This window comes from Burkholderia sp. AW49-1 (assembly GCF_053427845.1).
Genome location: NZ_JBSAXF010000002.1, coordinates 259774 through 281200 on the forward strand (window position 1 = coordinate 259774; position 21427 = coordinate 281200).

Consider the following 21427-nt stretch of genomic DNA (forward strand, 5'->3'; position numbering starts at 1 on the left):
CGTTCGATTCGACCGGGGCGCTCGATCATGCATGGCACCTACAACCTGCTGCTTGTTCTGCTGTCGCTCGTCATCGCGACGCTGGCCTCCTATACGGCGCTCGATCTGGCCGCATTCATTTCGCTGCTCGACAACCCGACGCTCAAGCGCGCGTGGCTGGCCGGCGGCGCGGCCGCGATGGGCACGGGAATCTGGTCGATGCATTTCGTCGGCATGCTGGCGCTGTCGCTGCCGATCCCGCTCGGCTATGCGCTGCCGGATACCGGCGCATCGCTGGCGATCGCGGTGCTCGTGTCGTATTTCGCGCTGAACGTCGTCACGCGCGCGCGGTTGAGCCGCCGGCGCCTGCTGGCGGGCGGCATGCTGATGGGCGGCGGAATCGTCGGGATGCATTACACCGGCATGGCCGCGATGCGCATGGCGCCGGGCATTCGCTACGATCCGGCGCTGTTCGCGGCGTCGATCGGCGTTGCGGTGATCGCATCGACCGTCGCGCTCTGGATGGCCCAGGCGTTGCGCGCGCAACAGGCACGCCATGCGACGGCGCAACGCATCGGCGCCGCACTGATCATGGGCATCGCGATCACGGGCATGCACTACACCGCGATGGCGGCCGCGCATTTCGCGCCGGATGCGCGCTGCGGCGCCGCGAACGGCATCGATGCACCGTGGCTCGCGACGACCATCGCGCTGTTCACGATGGCGGCGCTGATCGTCACGCTGCTCGTCTGCCGCTTCGATGCGCGCACGACCTTTCTGCGCGGCATGACGGACACGCTCGAACGGCTGGTGCGATTGCGGACCGCGGAGCTCGAAACGGCGTTGCGGCGCTACGAACAGACGACGGCGATGCTGCAACGCACGCGCGAGAACATGGCGACCGAGATCGACGAGCGCCGCGCGGCACAGAGTCGACTCGAACAGGAGAAGGACGAACAGCGGCGCCTGCTGCGGGCGCTCGAGGAAACCCACGTGCAGTTGCTGCAATCGGAAAAGCTCGCGTCGATCGGCCAGCTCGCGGCTGGCGTCGCGCACGAGATCAACAATCCGATCGGCTTCATCAGCGCGAACCTCAATACGCTGAGGACGTGGGTGCAAAGCCTGCTCGACGTTGTCGCCGCACACGACGCCGCGCTGACGCAGCTGGAACCGGCGACGCGCGATGCGCTGACGGCGATGCGCGGCGCGGCCGATCTGGACTACGTGCGCGACGAGATCGTGACGCTGATCGACGAATCGATCGACGGCGCGGTGCGGGTGCGGGGCATCGTGCAGGACCTGCGTGATTTCTCGCGGCCGGGCAGCGGCGAGTGGAGCGTGGTGGATATCCACGCGGGCCTCGAGAGCACGCTCAACGTCGTCCACAACGAACTCAAGTACAAGGCCGACATCGTCCGCGAGTACGGCGACGTGCCGCAGGTCGAATGCCTTCCGTCGCAGTTGAACCAGGTATTCATGAACCTGCTCGTGAACGCGGCACATGCGATTCCGACGCGCGGCGTGATCACGATCCGCACGTCGAGCGACGGCGAACAGGTGTCGATCGCGATCAGCGATACCGGAACCGGCATGACGCCCGACGTCGTTCGGCGGATCTTCGATCCGTTCTTCACGACGAAGCCGGTCGGGCAGGGCACGGGGCTGGGGTTGTCGGTGTCGCACGGCATCGTCGAGCGCCATCGCGGCACGATCGACGTGACGAGCGAGCCGGGGCGCGGCACGACGTTTTGCGTTCGACTGCCGATCCGGCGCGCGGAAGGCAGCGCGGATGCGGCGGAAGCAGTCGAGCAACGGGCGTGAGCGACGGGTGACGCGTCGTCACCGCACCCGCTTGCGCCGCCTGCGAAAGAAATTCCAGAACATCGCGGTCGCGTCCGGCCCCGTCGCGGAGTGGAACGCTTCGTGCGGATCGCCGCCGCTCCACGCGTGCGCCAGGCGGCGCACGATGCAGACGCGGACGATCAGCCGGCCGCCGCGCAGATAGTCGGTGTAATCCGCGTCGTCGTGCGCGTACGTATGTTGTTCGCCGACACGCAGTTCACCGTGCTCGTCGACGAGCCGATTGATCCGCGCGAACTCGACGCCGAGCTGCCGCGCGTTTTGCTCGGCGACGACCGTATCGAGTCCGCCATGCACGACGAGCGCGGGCATGCCCGGATAAGCGCGCACGTCGACGCAGGCGTCGATGACGCCGACCGGATCGTCGCGCAGGCCGCGACGCATCAGGCTCATCGCGGCCATCGTCGACAACGGCGGCGCGATGGCCGGACCGGAGTGCAGGCCGACGGCCGCGAACAGATCGGGAGACTCGATCGCCAGCCGTGCCGCCAGCCCTGCGCCGGCCGACATGCCGGCCAGGTAGATCCGGTCGCGGTCGAACCCGCGTGCCTGCACGATCGCATCGATCAGCGACGCGATCGCCGGGGCCTCCGACTGCGACGCATCGCCATGCCAGTTCCAGCAGCGATGCGAATGGGCGGTCTTCGCCTGTTCGGGAAACAGCACGGCAAACCCGGCGCGCTCGGCGATGCGGCAGATGCGCGTGCCCGCGGCGAACGACTCGGCCGTCTGCTTGCAGCCGTGCAGCATCACGACGATGGGTATGCCGTCGCTCGGCGCCGAAGCGGCGGGCAGGTACAGCGCGTAGGCGAGATGGTTGACGAGGCGGCCGGCGGGCGGGCGCGCGGAATGAAACGAGCGCAGCCACGTGCCGGGTGCCTGGTGCGGCGATGTCCGCGCGGCGAGCGTCGGCTGCGTGCGACGCGGGGGCCGTATGTTGGCGGTGCGCTTGGCCGTTGCCGCTGGTTTGGTCGTTTTCCTGTTGGGGCGCGTACTCGTCGCGGCGGAAAACAGATCGAACGGGCGCAGCCAGAGGCTGGATTTTTTCCTGGGCATGGACGGATCTCGCGCCGGCGGCTCGCGCGACAGCATGCGACGAAGCCGGCTGCTGGATGGCAGGCGAATGCGGGTCGCGGCGCACGATGCGTGCCGCGGGAAACGTCCGCGTCGACGTGCTCGGGCACAGCCGGAACGGGAAGCGACCGTTCGACGGAACACCGCGCCCCGCGACATCCATCCGCCGGATACAGGCCCGCCACGCGCCATGCTAGCAGGCGTCGCTCGCCTCGGGTGCGATGGTTCCGTGACCGATCGGTGAATGCTTTGACCCCACTGCCGACGATTATCGATTACGTGCGAGCGGACACCGACGCTTCACCGATACGTCCACAACCGGTGCAGCACGAACATCGTCGGCGGGATCACCAGTGCGATCGCGACGATCGCCACGCCGCGCGGCATGTCGAGCAGTTCGGCCGCGCGCGCGAGCAGCATCGTTTCGGCGAAGCCGACCAGCGCGACGGTCAGATAGCGCAGCAGGTTGCGCGAATGCACGGTCGACGAGAAGCTCCACAGCGTATTCGCGAGATACGAGAACACCGTCGCGCAGACGAACGCGACGGCGTTCGCGATCACCTGGGTCGCATCGAACAGCGCGTACATCGCGGATGCGACCAGCATGTGCAGCGCGGTCGAGCCGAGTCCGGACAGGCCGAAGCGCGCCAGCCGTACGCGCTCGGCATAAAGCAGGTCGATCATCGCGGCCTCCGCTGCTCAGCGCTCGCCCACCCGCACGCGGGCCGGCTGCGCGCGGCGGCGTGGGTTGGGGCGCCGCGTATCGCGCGAGACCGGCAGTTCGATCACCTTGGCGTGCGTCTGGTAGCGGCGGCGAATCAGATAGACGGGGCGTTGCTTCGACTCGTCGTAGATGCGTCCGATGTACTCGCCGACCACGCCGATGCCGACAAGCTCGATCCCGCCGATGAACAGCGTCACCGATAGCAGCGACGGATAGCCGAGCACCGGATTGCCGAACAGCAGCGTGCGGCCCACGATGAATGCGCCGTACACGAATGCGAGCGCGGCGATGCAGAGGCCGATGTAGGTCCAGCTGCGCAGCGGCACGGTGCTGAAGCTCGTGATTCCCTCGAGCGCGAAGTTCCACAGCTTCCAGCCGGAGAATTTCGAGTGCCCGGCACTGCGCGCTTCACGCTGATATTCGATGATCACGGTCTGGTAGCCGACCCACGCGAACAGCCCCTTCATGAAGCGATGACGCTCGGGCAGGCTGCGCAGCGCGTTCACCACCTTGCGGTCCATCAGGCGGAAGTCGCCGACGTTCTCCGGCAGCTTCACGTCCGAGAGCAGGTTGTGCACGCGGTAGTAGATCGCGGCGGCGGTGCGCTTCGCGAACGAATCGCATGCGCGGCTGCTGCGCTTCGCGGCGACGACTTCCGCGCCGTCGCGCCAGTGCTCGAGCATCACCGGAATCAGGCTCGGCGGATCCTGCAGGTCGGCGTCGAGCGGAATCACCGCGTCGCCGGCCGCTTCGTCGAGGCCGGCCGTCAGCGCCGCTTCCTTGCCGAAGTTGCGGGTGAGATCGATGACGCGCACGCGGCGGTCGGTCATGCTGACCCGGATCAGACGCTCGAGCGTGTCGTCGCGACTGCCGTCGTTCACGCAGACGATCTCGAAGCGGATCGCATCGAGACCGGCCATCAGCGGAATCACGACGTCGAAGAAGCGTTCGACGGCTTCGCCTTCGTTGTAGAACGGTACGACCAGCGAGACGAGCGGTGTGTAGAGCGGTTCGCGCATGATGGGTTCCCCTGTAATGACGTGCGTATCAGCGGCCGGCACCGAAGGTCGGGCGGCCGGTGCGGCGCAGTCCGTGCGCCGGGCGGTGGTGTGAGCGGACCGGATGCGTGAAGCCGGTCTCGGTCGAGCTGTCTCGCGCGTCGGGCATCGACGGCGCCTCGTGCCTTTCTTGCACGATCCGGCTGACGATCAGCGCGAGCGATGCCAGCGTGACGAGCGGAATGAACTGGAACGACAGATGCGGAACCAGCACGAGGCCGGCGAGCGGCATCACCCACATCAGCATCAGCCACTCGCGATCGAAACGCCGCCAGCCGTGCGTCCACGCATAGCGTGCATACCACGCGATCACGAGTCCGTACCAGGTCAGGTCGTAGTCGTACAGGTAGGGGCCGACTGTCAGGGATGCGCACGCGAGGGTCGCGGCGCGCAGCGCGTATGAACAAGCGCCACGCCACGCGTACGCGACGGCGAGCGCTGCGGTGGCGGCCGACAGCAGCTGCAGTCCGAGCGCGACGGAAGTGGTCCAGCCGGCGCTCTTGGCAAGCGCGAACACGGTCGGCATGCGTCCGAGCCGCGCTTGGCCGGCGCCGACGATCTGGTATGCATCGTGCAAGCCGTGTGCGAATACGATCCATGAGTCGACGCCGAACATGAGCGTCGACAACGCGACGCCGCCGACGATCGTTGCGGCCCAGGCGGCCAGCGCGCGCCATTGTCCGGCGCACAGCAGCGCGAGCGGAAACAGGACCGCCATCTGCGGCTTCATCGTCAGCATACCGAAGCAGATGCCGGCGATGACGGGGCGACGATTCAGCGTCAGCAGTCCGAAGCCGGCGATCGTCGCGGTCAGGAGGCTCGTCTGCCCGACGAGTACCGTGAGAAACGCGCCGGGGAACGCGAGCGCGCACAGCAGAGCGGTCTCGCGCTGTACGGTTGCCCGAATCGTCACCACGAACAGCGCATAGGTGACACCGAGCCACAGCACCTGCGCGAGCAGGTACGGCAGCCAGCCGAGCGGTAGCACGAACAGCAGCATCGTGGGCGGGTAAAGCCACGGCAGTGTGCCGTCCGCGGCGCTCATCGTCGGAATCGCGAGCTTCTCCACCTCGAACAGGGTGGGGAAATGCCACGCATTGATTCCGTGGCCGTGCGCGGCAAGCCGCGCGGCAGCCCAGAGCGGCGCGATATCCTGCGCCAGCGGTTCGGGCACGGACGTGTGCGACAAATGCACGCGAACGAGGTAGACGCAGAGGAACAGTAATTCGGTCAGCAGCACCGCTGCCGCATAGAGGCATACTCGATCGCGGTTGAGCCAATGCGGGAAGCGGCGCGGGCCGGCGATCGGCAATTCCGGATGGGCGTCGATTGCCGAATCGACGCGCAGAAGCGAGCGCGGCGGTTTCATTGCACGCTCCGCGGCGCAAGCGTCGTGCGCCGCACGACGACGAACAGGACGGCGAGCAGCACGACCGCGCCGATCTGCGGCAGCTTCGTGATCCGGTTGAACACCTCGAATACCGGCAGCAGCCATGCGAGCACGACCACGACCTGATCTCCCGGCAGCCAGCCTTCGTCGAGTCCGTGCGCGATCAAGCAGAAGACCGCGATGCCGAGCCAGGCCAGTTCGTAATGCCACAGATAGGGTGTCGTCAACAGCGTGGCGACCGCAAGCGCCGCGCCGCGCAGCCGCATGTCGTCCGTGCGACGCCAGACTTGAACGGCCGCGGCGATTGCGAGCAACCCCACGGCGGTTTGCGCGGCAAGCGCGACCGGAATCGATGCACCCGCGAGGCGGAGCGCCGCGAATGGCGTCGGCGAGACGAACCAGTAGGCGGGAAGGGTGAAATGCATGCCGCGCACGATCGACATCGCATGGGCCAGGCCGTTCAGGGAGCCCATGCCGGTCAGCGCAATGCCGGCCACCGCGAACAGCACGGTCGTGATCGCTGCCGACGTGAAGGTTCGCCACGAGCGCGTCGCGATCAGCACGAACGGAAACACCATCGCCATCTGCGGCTTGATGGCGAGCAACCCGATCAGCATGCCGGCGAGGATCGGGCGTCGGCCGAGGAAATGCAGCGCGAGTGCGGCGACACCGGCGGTCAGTATGCTGTTCTGCCCGTACAGGACGGACGCGAACACGCCCGAATAGGCGAGCACGACGAGCGCGGCGGCACGCGGAGCCGGCAAGTGCGCACGCAGCCCCGACAGATGCAGGACGGCATACGCGTAGCATAAAAGACTGCCCGCAAAAAAGAGGAAATACGCGGGCAGGAAAGGCACGAGGGCAACCGGCGCGATGAACAGCAGCATCGTCGGCGGATAGAGCCAAGGGAGCGACTGGTGACCAATATAGGCACCGAACCGCGCTACCTCGGCATGAGAGAAGAAGACCGGATCGTAGATCGCTGCGGCGTGGCCTTGCAGCACGAGCTGTGATGCGGTCCAGAACACGGAGAAGTCGACGCCCGGACGGGCGGTCTTTTGCGATGTGAAGGTATCCGTGGCGACAGCCCAGGTGATCAGAAAGGCGACGCACAGCAGCAGCATGATGCAGCTGTACGGAACGATTCGGTCTGCTGTCAGCCATTGAGCACAGCGTTTGGCGCGATAGCGCACTCCACGATTGGCTGTGTACATGATGCCCCGTTTGCAGTGAAGGCTGCCTGATCTTCCGCAGCCTTTTTGTGTTGTCGTGTATCCGGATCGAATCGCGCTCGATGGCACTGTCCGGTGAATGCATTGTTGGAGAAAAAATCGTGTGACGCAAACCGCGGGCTGAATCGTGAAATCGCGATTCGACGGCGACACGGCTGAAAAGCGGCTTTTCATGTCTGAGAAATCCGTACCGGCGCAAATGATGTTTCTCGCTTGAAACATTCCGTGTTTTCCACCGGTCCGGTGGTGTGCGGAATGCGCGTCGGGCGACGGGCATTCCGGATTCGGGAAAATCCCGAGAAAATTTTTGGGGCCCCTTGCACAGCACGACGGCGCCCTGCCGGCACGCCGCGGCAGCCCGCTGGCGTATATCAAATCTGAAACATTTCGCGCGTCGGACCAAAACCCGAGTGACGGGGGAGCCGCCGAAACCCTTGCTGCGCCTGGATTTCTTCCGGGCTGGCCTGCTCTTTGCGTCAAGGTCCGCACGACAGTCGACGACGTGATGAGCGACCGGTTGAAGCAACAGACTGACAAGACCGGACTCAATCACCTGCGGAAAGCAACGGATCGAGGGCGCGTCGGGGAATACGCCGCCCAGGCCTTGAAAACCGCCGGAAACGTCGACTGAGCGAATAGGCGACGGCATCGTCCGCGCAAAAAGAATCACATGACAGCATTTGGGGAATAAAAATGAAAGACCAGAGCACGCCGCGGCTCGCATGCCGCGAAGAAGACCCGCAGTCGCATCGACGCGTCTGCGTCATCCGTTCAATTCGTATTCATGCCCGGGACGGTCGTTTCGCCGTTCTGCTCGATCGCGTCATTCGCCAGATCGCAGCGCGCATGCATATCGCACGCATCAGCTCACCGACGATCGTTCGCCAGGCCGGGCTCGTACCCTGCCGTGTGCGTCGCTGAGCGCGACATCCGAATCCGTTTGTTGTGCCGGTAGTACCCCGCTCCCCGCGTCGATTCCCGACAACGGGATTTTTATAGTAGTGCGAAAGGAGAGTAGCCATGTCCACGTTCATCCAGAAGATCCGCGGTTTCGTTCAAGACGAACAAGGCGTGACGGCCATCGAATACGGCCTGATTGCCGCACTGATCGCAGTCGGCCTCGTTGCAGCACTGACGCTGGTCGGGGGCGACCTCAAGGACGTCTTCAACACGATTGCAGACGATCTCAACGCGGCGATCTGAATGGCGGGGCGGCGAACGGCGGGTCCGGCCCGTTCGTCGCCATCCCGTCGCTCGTGCAGGGCCGGACACTCAACCAACAGATGTCGAATGGACCGAACGGCGGATGACTCGGCCGGTGCACTGCGCGAGTCTCCCCCCGCTCTCTTGATCAACGGAATCGGAGGCTGTCATGCGGACCAGCGGACGTGCGGTAGCGGTATCGCGATGGATCGGCGACGAGCAGGGGGTGACGTCGATCGAGTACGCGCTGATCGCGGCAGTGTTCGCCACCATCGTGCTGGGAAGCGTGGTCACCCTGAAAGGTTCGGTTGAAGACGCGTACGACATGATCGCGTCGATCGTGACCGCGGCGGTCAATACCGCACTGGGCCAGTGACTCCGACTACTACAGCCAATACAGCCAATCGAGGTTCGCCATGTTGCCTGCCGCGCTGCCTTACCCGGTCCCGTTGTGCGTGACGGTGCTCGTCGTCGTCGCGGCCAGCACGGACATCACGAGCCGACGCATCCCGAACCGGCTCGTCGCGATCGGGCTGGCCGGTGCGCTGATCGCCCAGTGCGCGCTGCACGGGGTCCAGGCCGGCGCACTTGCGTGGCTTGCCGGCGCGGCGACCGGCTTCGGCATGCTGCTGCCGTTCTATCTGCTGCGCGGGATGGCTGCAGGCGACGTGAAGCTGATGCTGGCGATCGGCGCATGGGTCGGCGCACAGATGACGTTCTACATCGTGCTGGCCACCTTTCTGGCCGGCGGGATCGGCGCGATCGGCCTCGTGCTGGTGCGCGGGCGCATGCGCCAGATGTGCGCGAACGTCCGGGCGCTGATCGCGCATCGCTCGATCCGCGCGTATGCAGGGGACACCGACGGCCCCGTGGAAGTCGCGTCGGTCGGCGCGTTGCCGTATGGCGTGGCGATTGCCGCCGGCACGCTGGGCATGCTGTTCGTTTCGCGCGTCTAGCGCGACGAACCCGCAACGAGGATGAAACGCACATGAACACGATCTCCACCGAACCGAAGCGCGACGCGCAGGTTGCACACCTGCCGCATCCGTCGCCGTCGCGGGAGGCGCATGCGAGGCCGGGCACGCAGTTGCCTGCCGCGCCGCGCTCGCTCGAGGAAACCGGACTGAGCCAGTCGTTCGTCGCAGGGCTGGTGCTGAAGTCGACGCTGGTGCTCGGCCGTCCGTCCTACGGTGACCTGATCGAGCGCCATTGCCTGCCGCTCGCGGTGCTCGACGACGTCTTCGCGTTCCTGGTGCGCGAGCATCTGGTCGAACTCACCCATCGCGGCAAGACGGATCTCGACGTGACGTTCCGCCTGACCGACGCGGGCCGCGTGGCCGCGCTCGAAGAGTGCGCACGCAGCACGTACAGCGGGCCCGCGCCGGTGACGCTCGACGCGTATCTCGACTGCGTGTCCACCCATTCGGTGCGCAAGCTGCGCGTGGCCCAGAACGACGTGTGGGCCGTATTCGAAGGCATCGTGATGGACACGTCGGTACTCGACTCGGCGGCCGCCGCGCTGAACTCCGGCCGTCCGCTGCTGATCTATGGCCCCGCCGGCAGCGGCAAGACTTTCCTCGCCGAGCGGCTCGGCGCGTTGATGGGCGGCCATGTACCGGTGCCGTATGCGATCCATGCGGCCGGGGAAGTGATCCAGATCTACGATCCGCTCGTGCATGTCGACGCGCCGTCGCAAACGGAGGGCCAGTCGGTCGATCGCCGCTGGCGCCTGTGCGAGCGGCCGGTCGTGATGTCCGGCGGCGAGCTGACGCTCGACGAGCTCGACCTGCGCCGCGACGAAGCGGCGGGCTTCTACCAGGCGCCGCCGCACATGAAGGCGAACATGGGCATGTACATCATCGACGACCTCGGCCGCCAGCGTGTCGAGCCGCGCGACCTGCTCAACCGCTGGCTGCGTCCGCTCGATCGCGGCGTCGATTTCCTGACGCTCGAGTCCGGCAATCGATTCGTGCTGCCGTTCGACGTCTGGCCGGTGTTCTCGAGCAACCTGGCGCCCGAGCAGTTCGCCGATGACGCGTTCCTGCGCCGGCTCGGTTCCAAGCTTCACGTCGGCGCGCTGTCGATCGACCACTACCGCGCGGTGTTCGACGCCGCATGCGAGTCGCTCGGACTGGTGTCGACGCAGGACGCCTTCGACTATCTGCTGCACCGGCTGCACCTGCCGACCGGCAAGGCATATCTCGCATGCTTCCCGATGGATCTGCTGCGCCTGGTTGCCGCCGGCGCGCGGTATCGCGGCGATCCGCTCGAAGTGACGCACGACGCGCTGCACGACGCATGGGCCAGCTATTTCGGCACGGCGCCCGAGCGCGACGGCGTATATCTGCCGCCTGCCGAGCACGGCGGTCACACGGTCATAACCCGTTGAGCGGTTTCTTTCACGATTCGTTGAGGAGCATTGCCATGAAAAACAGTCGAGCGCTCATGATGCTGATCATCGCGATGGTCGCGGGGCTTGCCGCGGTCGTGTTCGCGTCCCGCTGGTTGATGAATACATCCAGCAGCTCGGTCACGTCGGTCGCGGTGGCGACCACCGACCTGAATCTGGGCGAGCCGCTCGGGCCGAACCAGATCCGCATGGTGAGCTGGCCGTCGGGCAGCGTGCCGACCGGTGCGTTCACCGACACGAAGGAACTCGAAGGGCGCGTCGTGCGCACGAGCCTCGCGCGCGGCGAGCCGGTGATCGAGTCGAAGCTCGCGCCGGTCGGCACGAAGGGCGGGTTGTCCGCCGTGATCGCCGACGGCAGCCGGGCGATCACCGTGCGCGTGAATGACGTGGTCGGCGTCGCGGGCTTCGCGCTGCCGGGCAACTACGTCGACGTGATCGTCAACACGCAGGAACAGCAGGGCAAGACCGACGGGCAGAGCATCTCCAAGATCGTGCTCGAGCACATCCTGGTGCTGGCCGTCGCGCAGCAGGTCAGCCGCGATGACACCGCACCGAAGGTCGTCAACGCGGTGACGCTCGAAGTCACGCCCGACCAGGCCGAACGCCTCGACCTCGCGCGCAGCGTCGGCACGCTGTCGCTCGTGCTGCGCAACCAGGTCGACCAGAAGACGCTGACGACCGATGGCGCGACCAAGCTGACGCTGCTCGGCAAGGCTCCGGTACCCGCCGCGCCGGCACCCGTACAGGTGAAGACCGTACGCGTGCGTGTCGCATCGCACGCGGCACCGGAAGCACGCCGCGATTGTGTCGGCGTGCTGACAGGGGTACGGGGCAGCGTCGAATGTTTCTGAAGCCATAGAACACACATCCAGATAAACAGATTAACCAGATCGGCCGCCGTCACGGCACGGCGGCCTTGGAAGTCGACAACCGGCGGCTCGCCGGTCACTCGGGGGATCAGACGAAATGAAGATCAATCCGCAACATTCAGGTACCGGCCCGGTGCGCACGCGCATCGCACGGGGCACGATGATGGCCGCGATCCTGTGTACGGGGTGGCTGACGGTATACAGCGCGCTGGCCCAGGAAGGCGCGGAATCGGCCGCGCTGACGAAGGGTGGCGCGAGCGCGCCGGCGGCCGTCGCCAAGGGGCCGATGCAGATGACGATCAGCATGGCACCGGCGCCTGCCGCCGCGCCTGCAGCATCGGCGGGCCCGCTGCGCGGACCGAATTGCGTGGGCCCGGTGCGCGAGTCGACCAGCGTCAGCGTGCCGCTCGGCAAGTCGCTGCTGGTGCCGATGCCGGAGCCGGTCCGCAACCGGACGATCGGCAACCCGGCGGTCGCGCAGGCGACGATGGTGTCGCCGCAGACGCTTTACATCCTCGGGCTGACGGTCGGCACGACCAACATGATCGTGCAGGGCCGCAGCGGCGCGTGCCGCGTGATCGACGTGGCGGTCGGCGCGGACGCCGGCGGCCTGCAGGCATCGCTGACGCAGCTGATGCCGAACGAGCACGACATTCACGTATCGACCGCCGCCGGCACGATCGTGCTGGCGGGCAACGTGTCGAATTCGCAGGCCGCGCAGCAGGCGGTGCAGATCGCCCGCGCGTACAGCGAAAGCGCCGGTGACGGCGGCGGCAAGGGCGCCGGCGTGCTGAACATGCTGGCCGTCACGTCGCCGCAGCAGGTGATGCTCGAGGTGAAGGTCGCCGAAGTGTCGAAGACGCTGATCAACCAGATGGGCAGCGCATTCAACATCCAGGGCGGCTTCGGCTCGTGGAGCGGCGCGCTCGTCAGCAACCTGCTCGCGGGTGTCGCAAGCGGCGCGATCTTCAACAAGGCGAACAACAAGCCGTTCAGCATCGCGGCCGATGCGCAGAACACCGACAACCTCGTCAAGATCCTCGCGGAGCCGAACCTCGTGACGATCAGCGGCCAGGAAGCGACGTTCCTTGCCGGCGGCAAGATCTTCATCCCGGTACCGCAGAGCAGCGGGACGGGCACGTCGTCGATCACGTTGCAGGAAGAGGAGTTCGGCGTCGCGCTGAAGTTCACGCCGACGGTGCTCGGAAACGGCCGGATCAGCCTGAAGGTCGCGCCGGAAGTGTCGGAACTGTCGCAGACGGGCGTCACGCTGAGCGCGACCAACATCGGCGGCACCTCGATCCTGCCGCTGATCACGACCCGGCGCGCGTCGACGACGGTCCAAATGAGCGACGGCGAATCGTTCGCGATCGGCGGGCTGATCAAGGACAACGCGAGCGGCGCGCTGAAGGCGATCCCCGGCGTCGGCGAGGTGCCGGTGCTCGGCGCGCTGTTCCGCAGCACGTCGTTCCAGCAGGACCGCACCGAGCTGATCTTCGTGATCACGCCGCACCTGGTGAGACCGCTGCAGACCGCCGACCTGCCGCTGCCGACCGACAGCTTCTCGAAGCCCAACGAAGCAGACGTGTATGCGACCGGCAACATGGAAGGCCGCAAGGGTGTCCGCAAGGCGGGCGCGCAACCATCGAACGGCGCGACGAATGCACCGCAGACGCCGGCACCTGCTCCCGCGCCGCAATCGGCTGCACCGGCCGCCGCGCTGCCCGCACCGCGTGCGCCGCAGCCAGCCGAAGCACCGGCACCGGCGCCGGCTCAGCCCGAGAAGCCGGCGGCTGCAGCGGCCGCCACGGCGGGGGCGGTGACCGCCGAACCGGTGCCTGCCGTGCAGTTGCGGCCGCAACCGCAGGCCGACGCGGCCAGCGCGGCACGGATCGCGCGAATCGAAGCCGCTGCCGCGCGTCTCGCGGCGGCCGGCTCCGACACGCCGGCAAAACCAGCCCCGCGTTCGAAGCAGAGTCTGCCGGCCGCCGCCCACGCGCAGATTGCGCGGGCGAATGCGGAACCCGCGTCCACCGATCGTTGAAGCCATCCAAGGGGAAGCTCATGAAATCCGCCTACCTCGTATTCGTGCGCCGTGCGGCGCTCGCCGTCCCGCTCGCGTTCGCGCTTGCCGGCTGCATGTCGTCGACCCCGGTGTGGGACAGTCGCTTCGGCGATTCGGTCCGCGCCGTCACGCAAGCCCAGATCATCGATCCGCATGCCGCCGAACACGCGGCCTCGCGCCCGGGCGTCGACGGCAGCGCCGCCGCGGCCGCGCTCGACAACTACGACAAGTCGTTCAAGCAGCCCGAGCCGAAAGCCAATGCATTCGTGATCGGGATCGGCAAGTCGTCGGCGCAATAACACAGGCACGCTCAGGGAGAACGCCATGTCCAGCGCAACTCGTCATCCGAAACTCACGCGTCGCGGTATGCGTCGCCAGCAAGGCGCCGTCGCGATCATCGTCGGTCTCGCACTGGCGGTGATGATCGGGTTCGTGGGTCTCGCGCTGGACCTTGGCAAGCTGTATGTCACGCGCAGCGAACTTCAGAACAGCGCCGACTCATGCGCGCTGTCCGCTGCGCGCGACCTCACGTCGGCCATCAGCCTGCAGGTCGCGGAGGCGGACGGCATCGCCGCCGGCCATTCGAACTTCGCGTTCTTTCAGCAGAACGCGGTGCAGATGCAGACGGATTCGAACGTCACGTTCAGCGATTCGCTGACCAATCCGTTCCTGACGAAGACGGCGGTCGCCACGCCGGCGAACATCAAGTACGTGAAGTGCACGGCGCAGTTGAGCAACATCGCGCACTGGTTCATCGAGGTGCTCAACACGATTCCCGGCATGCAGGTGGCGAACGCGGCGCAGGTCTCGGCGAGCGCGATCGCGACGGTCGGCGCCGGACAGACCACCTGTGCGATCCCGGTGTTCGTGTGCCGGGCGGCGGCCGCCGCGCCGTACAAGGTCGGCGACTGGATCTCGTCGCCTTCAGGCTCGTCGTCGACGTACGGGCCCGGCAATTTCGGCTGGGCTGCGCTCGACGGTTCGACAAACGAAACGACCATCGCGAGCGAATTGTCCGGTAATACCTGCAACATCACGTCGCCACCCACCCTCGGTTCGACGGGCCTGAAGTCCGCGTCCCTGCGCGCCTGGAATACCCGCTTCGGCATCTATACGAACGGTGCCAACGGCTCGAGCGGCCAGCCGGACTTCACCGGCTACGCATACGTCGGCCCCAACTACGGGCCTCCGGGAACCGCGGGCATCGTCGGCGACGCGTACACGCAGTTCGTGCTCGATCGCGCAAGCTTCAAGCCCTACCAAGGCGATGGCGCGCCGCCTGCCGGCAGCGGCATCGCGACCAACGGGACCGTGACGGCAAGCAACTATCAGACGTTCGGCGGCGACCGCCGCGTCGCGCTTGCCCCCGAGGGCGACTGCTCGACACTGAACGGGGCGAGCAACCAGTTGACCGTCACGCAGTGGGACTGCGTGCTGATGCTCGATCCGTTGCCGTTCAGCCCGGGCGCCGGCGGGGTTGTCGCGCATCTCGAATACCTCGGCTCGGCGTCATCCGGCAGCACGCCTTGCGCGACGCACGGTTTGCCGGGCAGCGGCAGCTCGGTCGGCCTCAAGGTGCCGATGCTCGTCCAATAGAGGAGACACGATCATGAAAAGGCTCCCGATTCTCCGGTCGCGCATGCGCGGTGTCGCCGCGGTCGAGTTCGCGCTCGTGCTGATGCCGATGATCGTGCTCGCGACCGGTGTGGCCGAATTCGGCCGCGCGATCTATCAGTACGAGACCCTCACCAAGGCGACGCGCGACGCGGCGCGCTACCTGTCGGTCTATCTGCCGGCCGACAGCGCGTATCCGCTCGCGGCGGCGCAGTGCCTGGTCGTCTACGGCAACACGACCTGCGGGTCTGCCGGCACCGAGCTGGTGCCGGGGCTCACGACATCGATGGTGATCGTGTGCGACGCCGCGCACTCGTCCGATTGTGCCGATCCGTCCGATCCGCCGCAGTTCGCGAACTTGCCGACCTACGACGCGACCAACAACGCGGCAAGCGGCACGGCGACCGGCAGCATCAACGTCGTCGAGGTGAAGGTGAAGGGCTACAAGTATCAGCCGATTCCGGCCTACCCGGGGCTGTCCTCGATCACCTTCGGCAACATCGTCACCGTGATGAGGCAAGTGTCATGAACGCGCGCCCCTTCCCGCTGTCGCGCCGTCGCGGCCAACGCGGCGCGACGATCGTCGAGTTCGCGCTGATCGCATCGATCCTGATCATGCTGCTGATCGGCATCTTCGAATTCGGGCGCGTGCTGTTTTACTGGAACACGGCGAGCGAGGCCATCCGGCTCGGCGCACGCACGGCGATCGTCTGCGACGTGAACGCCGCCGGTGTCGTGAAGCGCGTGAAGTCACTGATGCCGATGCTGTCGAACGCGAACGTGTCGGTGAGCTACTCGCCGTCAGGATGCGACGTGAGCTCATGCTCGTTCGTGACCGTCAGCATCACCAATGTCACCGTCAATACGATGATTCCGATCGCGAACGTCGCGATCACGATGCCGCCGTTCACCACGACGTTGTCGCGGGAAAGCCTGAACTCCTCGACGGGCGGTAGCGCCTGTCAATAATCGAAACCGACGAGGCACAGTCATGATCAATATCCTCGTAGCTGCCGACGATACCGCCCGGCTCACGCAGACCGCGCGCCTGGTCACCGACAGCGGACACTATCGCGTGACACGCGCGCATGGGCGGCCGTCCCAGATCGAGCATCGAACGGACGGGCTCGATTCGTTCGATATCCTGCTGATCGACGGCGCGACGACCGATGCTGCCGAGCTGTCGGCGCTCGAGCGGATCTGCCGGCTGCATCCGGGCCTGACCTGCATCCTGGTGACGGCCGATGCGGCGCCGAACGTGCTGCTCGACGCGATGCGCGCCGGCGCGCGCGACGTGCTGCAGTGGCCGCTCGATCCCGCGGCGCTGGCCCGTGCGCTCGAGCGTGCTGCCGCGCAAAGCACGCGGCGCGACGGCGACGATACGCGCTTCGTGTCGTTCATGTCGTGCAAGGGTGGCGCGGGCACGAGCTTCGCCGCGAGCAACGTCGCGTACGAGATCGCCGAAACCCACAAGCGCCGCGTGCTGCTGGTCGATCTGAACCAGCAGTTCGCGGATGCCGCGTTCCTCGTCAGCGACGAGACGCCGCCGTCGACGCTGCCGCAGCTGTGCGCGCAGATCGAGCGGCTCGACGGCGCGTTTCTCGACGCGAGCGTCGCGCACGTGACGCAGAATTTCCACGTGCTCGCGGGTGCGGGCGATCCGGTGAAGGCCGCGGAGATGCGCGAGGATGCGCTCGAATGGATCCTCGGCGTCGCGGCGCCGCGCTACGACTTCGTGATCTTCGACATCGGTGTGAGCATCAATCCGCTGTCGATGATCGCGCTGGATCGCTGCGACCAGATCCAGCTCGTGCTGCAGCCCGCGATGCCGCACGTGCGCGCGGGCCGCCGGCTGCTTGAGATTCTCGTGTCGCTCGGCTACCCGACCGACCAGATGCGGCTGGTGGTGAACCGGATGACGCGCGCGAGCGAACGGTCCCGCACCGCGCTCGAGGAAGTGCTCGGCCTGCACGCGAGCAGCACCATACCCGACGACGCCGACACCGTGCGCGAGGCGCTCGACCAGGGGCATCCTGTCTCGCGCGTCGCACGCAGCGCCGCGGTGACGCGTGCGTTGCAGGCCTGTGCGAAGCAGATCGTCGAAGGGGACGTGCGCACCCGGCACGACACGTCCAGCAGCGAACCGTTGATGTCACGGCTGTTCGGCCGCAAGGCCACGCCGAAGCTCAAGTCCATGTGAATCTTTCGGGGAAACCATCATGTCATTGCGCGAACAGATGTCCTTGTACCGGACGCAGCCGCAGGCGGCGGGCACCGAACCGGCAGGTGCGACGCATTCGTCGGTACGCGACGCGTACCAGAAGCTGCGCCGTGAAATTCATCTGGCGGTTCTTGAACGGGTCGAGCTGGAGCGTCTGTCACGCCTGCCGCAGGAACAGGTCAGGCAGGAAATCTCGGCGCTGATCTCGCGGATCCTCGACGAGGAGCGCCTGCTCGCGAACGACATCGAGCGGCGTCAGCTCGTGATCGACGTGTACGACGAAATGTTCGGCTTCGGGCCGCTGGAGGCGTTGCTGCGCGACCCCGGCATCTCCGACATCCTCGTGAACACGTACCGGCAGGTCTACGTCGAGCGCGCCGGGCAGCTCGAGCTGACCGACGTGACGTTCTACGACGACGCGCACCTGATGAAGGTGATCGAGAAGATCGTGTCGCGAGTCGGGCGCCGCATCGACGAATCGACCCCGATGGTCGATGCGCGCTTGCCGGACGGGTCGCGCGTGAATGCGATCATTCCGCCGTCGGCGATCGACGGGCCGCTGATGTCGATCCGGCGTTTCGCGGTCAACCCGTTGAAGATGGACGACCTCGTGAGTTATCAGAGCCTCACGCCGCCGATGGCGGAGCTGCTCGATGCGCTGGCCAAGGCGAAGGTGAACGTGCTCGTGTCGGGAGGGACCGGCAGCGGCAAGACGACGCTGCTCAACATCCTGTCGGGCTTCATCCCGCGATCGGAGCGGATCGTGACGATCGAGGATGCAGCGGAGCTGCAACTGCAGCAGCCGCACGTGCTGCGGCTCGAAACGCGGCCGCCGAACATCGAGGGCAAGGGCGAGATCACGCAGCGCACGCTCGTGCGCAACGCACTGCGGATGCGGCCGGACCGGATCATTCTCGGCGAAGTGCGCGGCGCGGAAGCGCTCGACATGCTCAATGCGATGAACACCGGCCACGAAGGCTCGCTCGCGACGATCCACGCCAACACGCCGCGCGACGCGCTGACCCGACTCGAGAACATGATCAGCGTCGGCGGCCTGACGCTGCCGCCGAAGACGATGCGCCAGCAGATCGCGTCGGCGATCTCGGTGGTGGTTCAGGCGACGCGGCTCACCGACGGCAAGCGCAAGATCGTCAGCATCCAGGAGCTGACCGGGATGGAAGGCGACATCATCAACATGCAGGAGATCTTCACGTTCAAGCGCACCGGCATGGATCGCGACGGAACGGTGCGCGGACACTTCTGCGCGACCGGCGTGCGGCCGAAGTTCGCCGAGCGGCTGCAGGCGTTCGGCATCAACCTGCCGGATTCGCTGTACGACCCGGCGCAGCGTTACGAGACGAAGTGACGACGCGCGGTCGTCGGATTCCGGGGAGGTCTCATGGACTCGATATTCTACGGTTTTGTGATTCTCACCTTCGTCGCGGTCGTGCTCGCGATCGAAGGTGCCTATCAATGGTGGAACTCACGCCACGGTGCCGCGGCACGCCGGATCGAGTCGCGCCTGCGCGCGATGTCGGCCGGCGGCAGCGTGCAGCAGGAGCGGCTGTCGATTCTCAAGAAGCGGATGCTCGACGAGTCGAAACCGTTCGACCGGCTGTTGATGCGCATGCCGCGTGTGCAGTCGCTGGATCTGATGCTTCAGCAATCGGGGCTCGACTGGACGGTGGCGAAGCTCGTCGTGTACAGCGCGATATTGCCGGTGACGGCGATGCTCGTCCTGTTGTTCACCCCGTTGCCGCTGATCGCCGTAGTGCCGATTGCGCTGCTGACCGCGTGCATGCCGGCCATGTACGTAATGCGGTATCGCAACCGGCGGATGCTGAAGCTCGAGCGCCAACTGCCGGACGTGTGCGACATGATCGCGCGCGCGCTGCGCTCCGGCCACTCCTTTACGAGCGCGCTCGGGATGGTTGGCGAGGAGTTTCCCGATCCGATGGGCGGTGAATTCCGGGTCACGTTCGACGAGATCAATTACGGCGTATCGCTGCACGATGCGCTGGTGAACCTCGCGACGCGCGTGCCGGCCCATGACCTGCGTTACTTCGTGATCGCGGTGCTGATCCAGCGCGAGACCGGGGGCAACCTGGCCGAGCTGCTCGACAGCATCGCGTCACTGGTTCGCGAGCGCTTCAAGCTGTTCGACAAGGTCCGCGTGCTGTCGGCGGAAGGGCGGCTGTCGGCCTGGATCCTCGGGCTGTTGCCGTTCGGCACGGCGGGCATGATGGCGGTGTTGAACCGGGAGTTTCTGTCGGTGCTCTGGGAGGATCCGGCCGGCATCAAGATGGTCGGAGTCATGCTGGGATCGATGGCATTCGGCTTGCTGTGGATTCGCCGCATCATCCGGATTCGCGTCTGACGCGTGTCTCAGGCTTCACGAACCGATTCGAGGCTGTCATGCAAAACCTGAGCGTAGTACATACCGTGATGCTCGCCGGCTTGTTCATCTTCGTCGCCGGCGGCGTGCTGGTCGCGATGCTGCTGTTTGCGCCGCGCAACATGGAGCGCCGGATCCAGCAGGCGAGCGGAGCAAGTGTCGGCATCGGCGCCGGCGCAGGCGACGGCGGCGGGCAGGCATCGCGCTGGGTCGCGAAGCTCGTCGAGCTGTCGCAACCGATTTCCCGCCTGTCGGTGCCGCAGGAGGGCTGGGAAAACTCACCGCTGCGGATCCGGCTGATGAACGCCGGCTGGCGCGATCCGAACGCGGGCGCGCTTTACTTCGCGGCGAAGACGGTGCTCGCACTGGCGCTGCCGGGCGCGGCGCTGCTGGCGCTCGCCACGACCCGGCTCGCGGAGCAACGCATGCTGCTGTCGTTCATCCTCGTCGCGCTCGCGGGGATCGGCTATTACGTGCCGAACGTGATCCTCAGGCGGCGGATCGCGACGCGTCAGCGGGTGATTTTCGAGGACTTTCCCGATGCACTCGACCTGCTGACCGTATGCGTCGAAGCGGGGCTCGGGCTCGATGCGGCGCTGATGAGGGTGAGCGAGGAACTGCGCTTTCGCAGCGAAGTGGTCGCGGGCGAACTCGACTTGCTGTTGCTCGAGATGCGGTCCGGGTTCACGAAGGAAACCGCGCTGCGCAATCTGGCACTGCGGACCGGCGTCGAGGACATCGAATCATTCTGCGCGATGCTGATCCAGGCCGACCGCTTCGGCACGAGCATCGCCGAATCGCTGCGCGTGCTGTCCGACATGCTGCGCACGCGGCGGCGGATGCGCGCCGAGGAGCGCGCCGCGAAGATCGCGCTGAAGCTGCTGTTCCCGCTGATCTTCTGCATCTTCCCGGCGCTGATGTGCGTGTTGCTCGGGCCGGCGATGATTCACGTGTATCGCGTGCTGCTGCCGACCTTCACCAGTATCGGGCAGTAAGCCTCGGCGCGGGGCTGCCGCGCGAACCGGATGTACGTGCCGACCGGGCATCGCCGGCCGGCACGGTCACCGCCTTCATGGGAGGCCCCTCCCCCCGCCGGGCGGCGCCGCGAGACAGGCCGATCATAGCGGCGTCAACGCAACCCGGACCCATGGTCGACCATGGAGACAGCCTGAGTCCACTGCCCGCGCGGGTGGCCCCCTCCGGCTAACCTCGAACGCATTCACGTCGGCGCGCCGACCGGACGGAAAACCGATCCGAACGGACCGGTCTTCTCAGTTAAATCCATCTGTGTCGATAACGCACGCGATTGTTTACCGGATTGCGGGTCGCGCAG

Annotated in this window: 21 protein-coding genes; 16 read left to right on the plus strand and 5 right to left on the minus strand. The window is 66.4% G+C overall.

Going from position 1 to position 21427, the window contains the following annotated elements:
* The first annotated feature begins 27 nt into the window (after positions 1 to 27).
* Positions 28 to 1800, plus strand: a complete 1773-nt coding sequence (locus ACV22W_RS05925) for a histidine kinase (protein ID WP_448018313.1) — start codon at positions 28 to 30, stop codon at positions 1798 to 1800.
* Between the two features lie 18 nt (positions 1801 to 1818).
* Here the strand turns inward: ACV22W_RS05925 and ACV22W_RS05930 are convergent, their stop codons facing one another.
* The 5 genes from ACV22W_RS05930 to ACV22W_RS05950 all read right to left on the minus strand — a co-directional run bounded on the left by ACV22W_RS05930 (position 1819) and on the right by ACV22W_RS05950 (position 7299).
* Positions 1819 to 2895, minus strand: coding sequence for an extracellular catalytic domain type 1 short-chain-length polyhydroxyalkanoate depolymerase (locus ACV22W_RS05930; RefSeq protein ID WP_448018314.1), 1077 nt, complete (start codon positions 2893 to 2895; stop codon positions 1819 to 1821).
* Positions 2896 to 3213: 318 nt separating this feature from the next.
* Entirely contained in the window at positions 3214 to 3597 is a 384-nt protein-coding gene (locus tag ACV22W_RS05935) for a GtrA family protein (protein ID WP_448018315.1), read from the minus strand.
* 15 nt (positions 3598 to 3612) lie between these two features.
* Entirely contained in the window at positions 3613 to 4656 is a 1044-nt protein-coding gene (locus tag ACV22W_RS05940) for a glycosyltransferase family 2 protein (RefSeq protein ID WP_448018316.1), read from the minus strand.
* Between the two features lie 28 nt (positions 4657 to 4684).
* A complete protein-coding gene (locus tag ACV22W_RS05945) occupies positions 4685 to 6064 on the minus strand; it encodes a glycosyltransferase family 87 protein (protein ID WP_448018317.1) in 1380 nt (459 codons plus the stop codon).
* Entirely contained in the window at positions 6061 to 7299 is a 1239-nt protein-coding gene (locus ACV22W_RS05950) for a glycosyltransferase family 87 protein (protein WP_448018439.1), read from the minus strand. The genes ACV22W_RS05945 and ACV22W_RS05950 overlap by 4 nt, the downstream gene beginning before the upstream one ends.
* A 711-nt stretch (positions 7300 to 8010) precedes the next feature.
* On the opposite strand from ACV22W_RS05950, the gene ACV22W_RS05955 reads away from it, so the two are divergent.
* The 15 genes from ACV22W_RS05955 to ACV22W_RS06025 all read left to right on the plus strand — a co-directional run bounded on the left by ACV22W_RS05955 (position 8011) and on the right by ACV22W_RS06025 (position 21089).
* On the plus strand, positions 8011 to 8238 hold the full coding sequence (locus ACV22W_RS05955) for a hypothetical protein (protein ID WP_448018318.1): 228 nt from the start codon (positions 8011 to 8013) through the stop codon (positions 8236 to 8238).
* Positions 8239 to 8337: 99 nt separating this feature from the next.
* Positions 8338 to 8520 (plus strand): Flp family type IVb pilin, encoded by a 183-nt coding sequence (locus tag ACV22W_RS05960; RefSeq protein ID WP_448018319.1) that lies wholly within the window; start codon positions 8338 to 8340, stop codon positions 8518 to 8520.
* Between the two features lie 169 nt (positions 8521 to 8689).
* On the plus strand, positions 8690 to 8896 hold the full coding sequence (locus ACV22W_RS05965; RefSeq protein WP_448018320.1) for a Flp family type IVb pilin: 207 nt from the start codon (positions 8690 to 8692) through the stop codon (positions 8894 to 8896).
* Positions 8897 to 8936: 40 nt separating this feature from the next.
* On the plus strand, positions 8937 to 9476 hold the full coding sequence (locus ACV22W_RS05970; protein WP_448018321.1) for an A24 family peptidase: 540 nt from the start codon (positions 8937 to 8939) through the stop codon (positions 9474 to 9476).
* Positions 9477 to 9508: 32 nt separating this feature from the next.
* The gene (locus tag ACV22W_RS05975) at positions 9509 to 10909 is read left to right on the plus strand and encodes an ATP-binding protein (protein WP_448018322.1); all 1401 of its coding nucleotides are present in this window, start codon (positions 9509 to 9511) and stop codon (positions 10907 to 10909) included.
* Positions 10910 to 10944: 35 nt separating this feature from the next.
* Positions 10945 to 11781 carry a Flp pilus assembly protein CpaB gene (cpaB, locus tag ACV22W_RS05980; protein ID WP_448018323.1) on the plus strand — a complete coding sequence of 279 codons (837 nt, stop codon included), beginning with the start codon at positions 10945 to 10947 and terminating at the stop codon, positions 11779 to 11781.
* A gap of 115 nt (positions 11782 to 11896) precedes the next feature.
* Positions 11897 to 13843, plus strand: a complete 1947-nt coding sequence (locus ACV22W_RS05985) for a type II and III secretion system protein family protein (RefSeq protein ID WP_448018324.1) — start codon at positions 11897 to 11899, stop codon at positions 13841 to 13843.
* 20 nt (positions 13844 to 13863) lie between these two features.
* Positions 13864 to 14163: a hypothetical protein gene (locus ACV22W_RS05990; protein ID WP_448018325.1), complete on the plus strand. Its 300-nt coding sequence runs from the start codon at positions 13864 to 13866 to the stop codon at positions 14161 to 14163.
* A 25-nt stretch (positions 14164 to 14188) separates the two neighbouring features.
* Positions 14189 to 15460 carry a pilus assembly protein TadG-related protein gene (locus ACV22W_RS05995; RefSeq protein ID WP_448018326.1) on the plus strand — a complete coding sequence of 424 codons (1272 nt, stop codon included), beginning with the start codon at positions 14189 to 14191 and terminating at the stop codon, positions 15458 to 15460.
* A gap of 13 nt (positions 15461 to 15473) precedes the next feature.
* Complete coding sequence (locus ACV22W_RS06000; RefSeq protein WP_448018327.1) at positions 15474 to 16007, plus strand: TadE/TadG family type IV pilus assembly protein; 534 nt, start codon at positions 15474 to 15476, stop codon at positions 16005 to 16007.
* On the plus strand, positions 16004 to 16447 hold the full coding sequence (locus tag ACV22W_RS06005) for a TadE/TadG family type IV pilus assembly protein (protein ID WP_448018328.1): 444 nt from the start codon (positions 16004 to 16006) through the stop codon (positions 16445 to 16447). Before ACV22W_RS06000 ends, ACV22W_RS06005 begins: the two co-directional genes overlap by 4 nt.
* A gap of 22 nt (positions 16448 to 16469) precedes the next feature.
* Positions 16470 to 17678, plus strand: a complete 1209-nt coding sequence (locus tag ACV22W_RS06010) for an AAA family ATPase (RefSeq protein WP_448018329.1) — start codon at positions 16470 to 16472, stop codon at positions 17676 to 17678.
* Between the two features lie 19 nt (positions 17679 to 17697).
* Positions 17698 to 19065, plus strand: a complete 1368-nt coding sequence (locus tag ACV22W_RS06015; protein ID WP_448018330.1) for a CpaF family protein — start codon at positions 17698 to 17700, stop codon at positions 19063 to 19065.
* A 33-nt stretch (positions 19066 to 19098) separates the two neighbouring features.
* Entirely contained in the window at positions 19099 to 20076 is a 978-nt protein-coding gene (locus ACV22W_RS06020) for a type II secretion system F family protein (RefSeq protein ID WP_448018331.1), read from the plus strand.
* Between the two features lie 38 nt (positions 20077 to 20114).
* A complete protein-coding gene (locus tag ACV22W_RS06025) occupies positions 20115 to 21089 on the plus strand; it encodes a type II secretion system F family protein (protein WP_448018332.1) in 975 nt (324 codons plus the stop codon).
* The last annotated feature ends 338 nt before the right edge of the window (positions 21090 to 21427 follow it).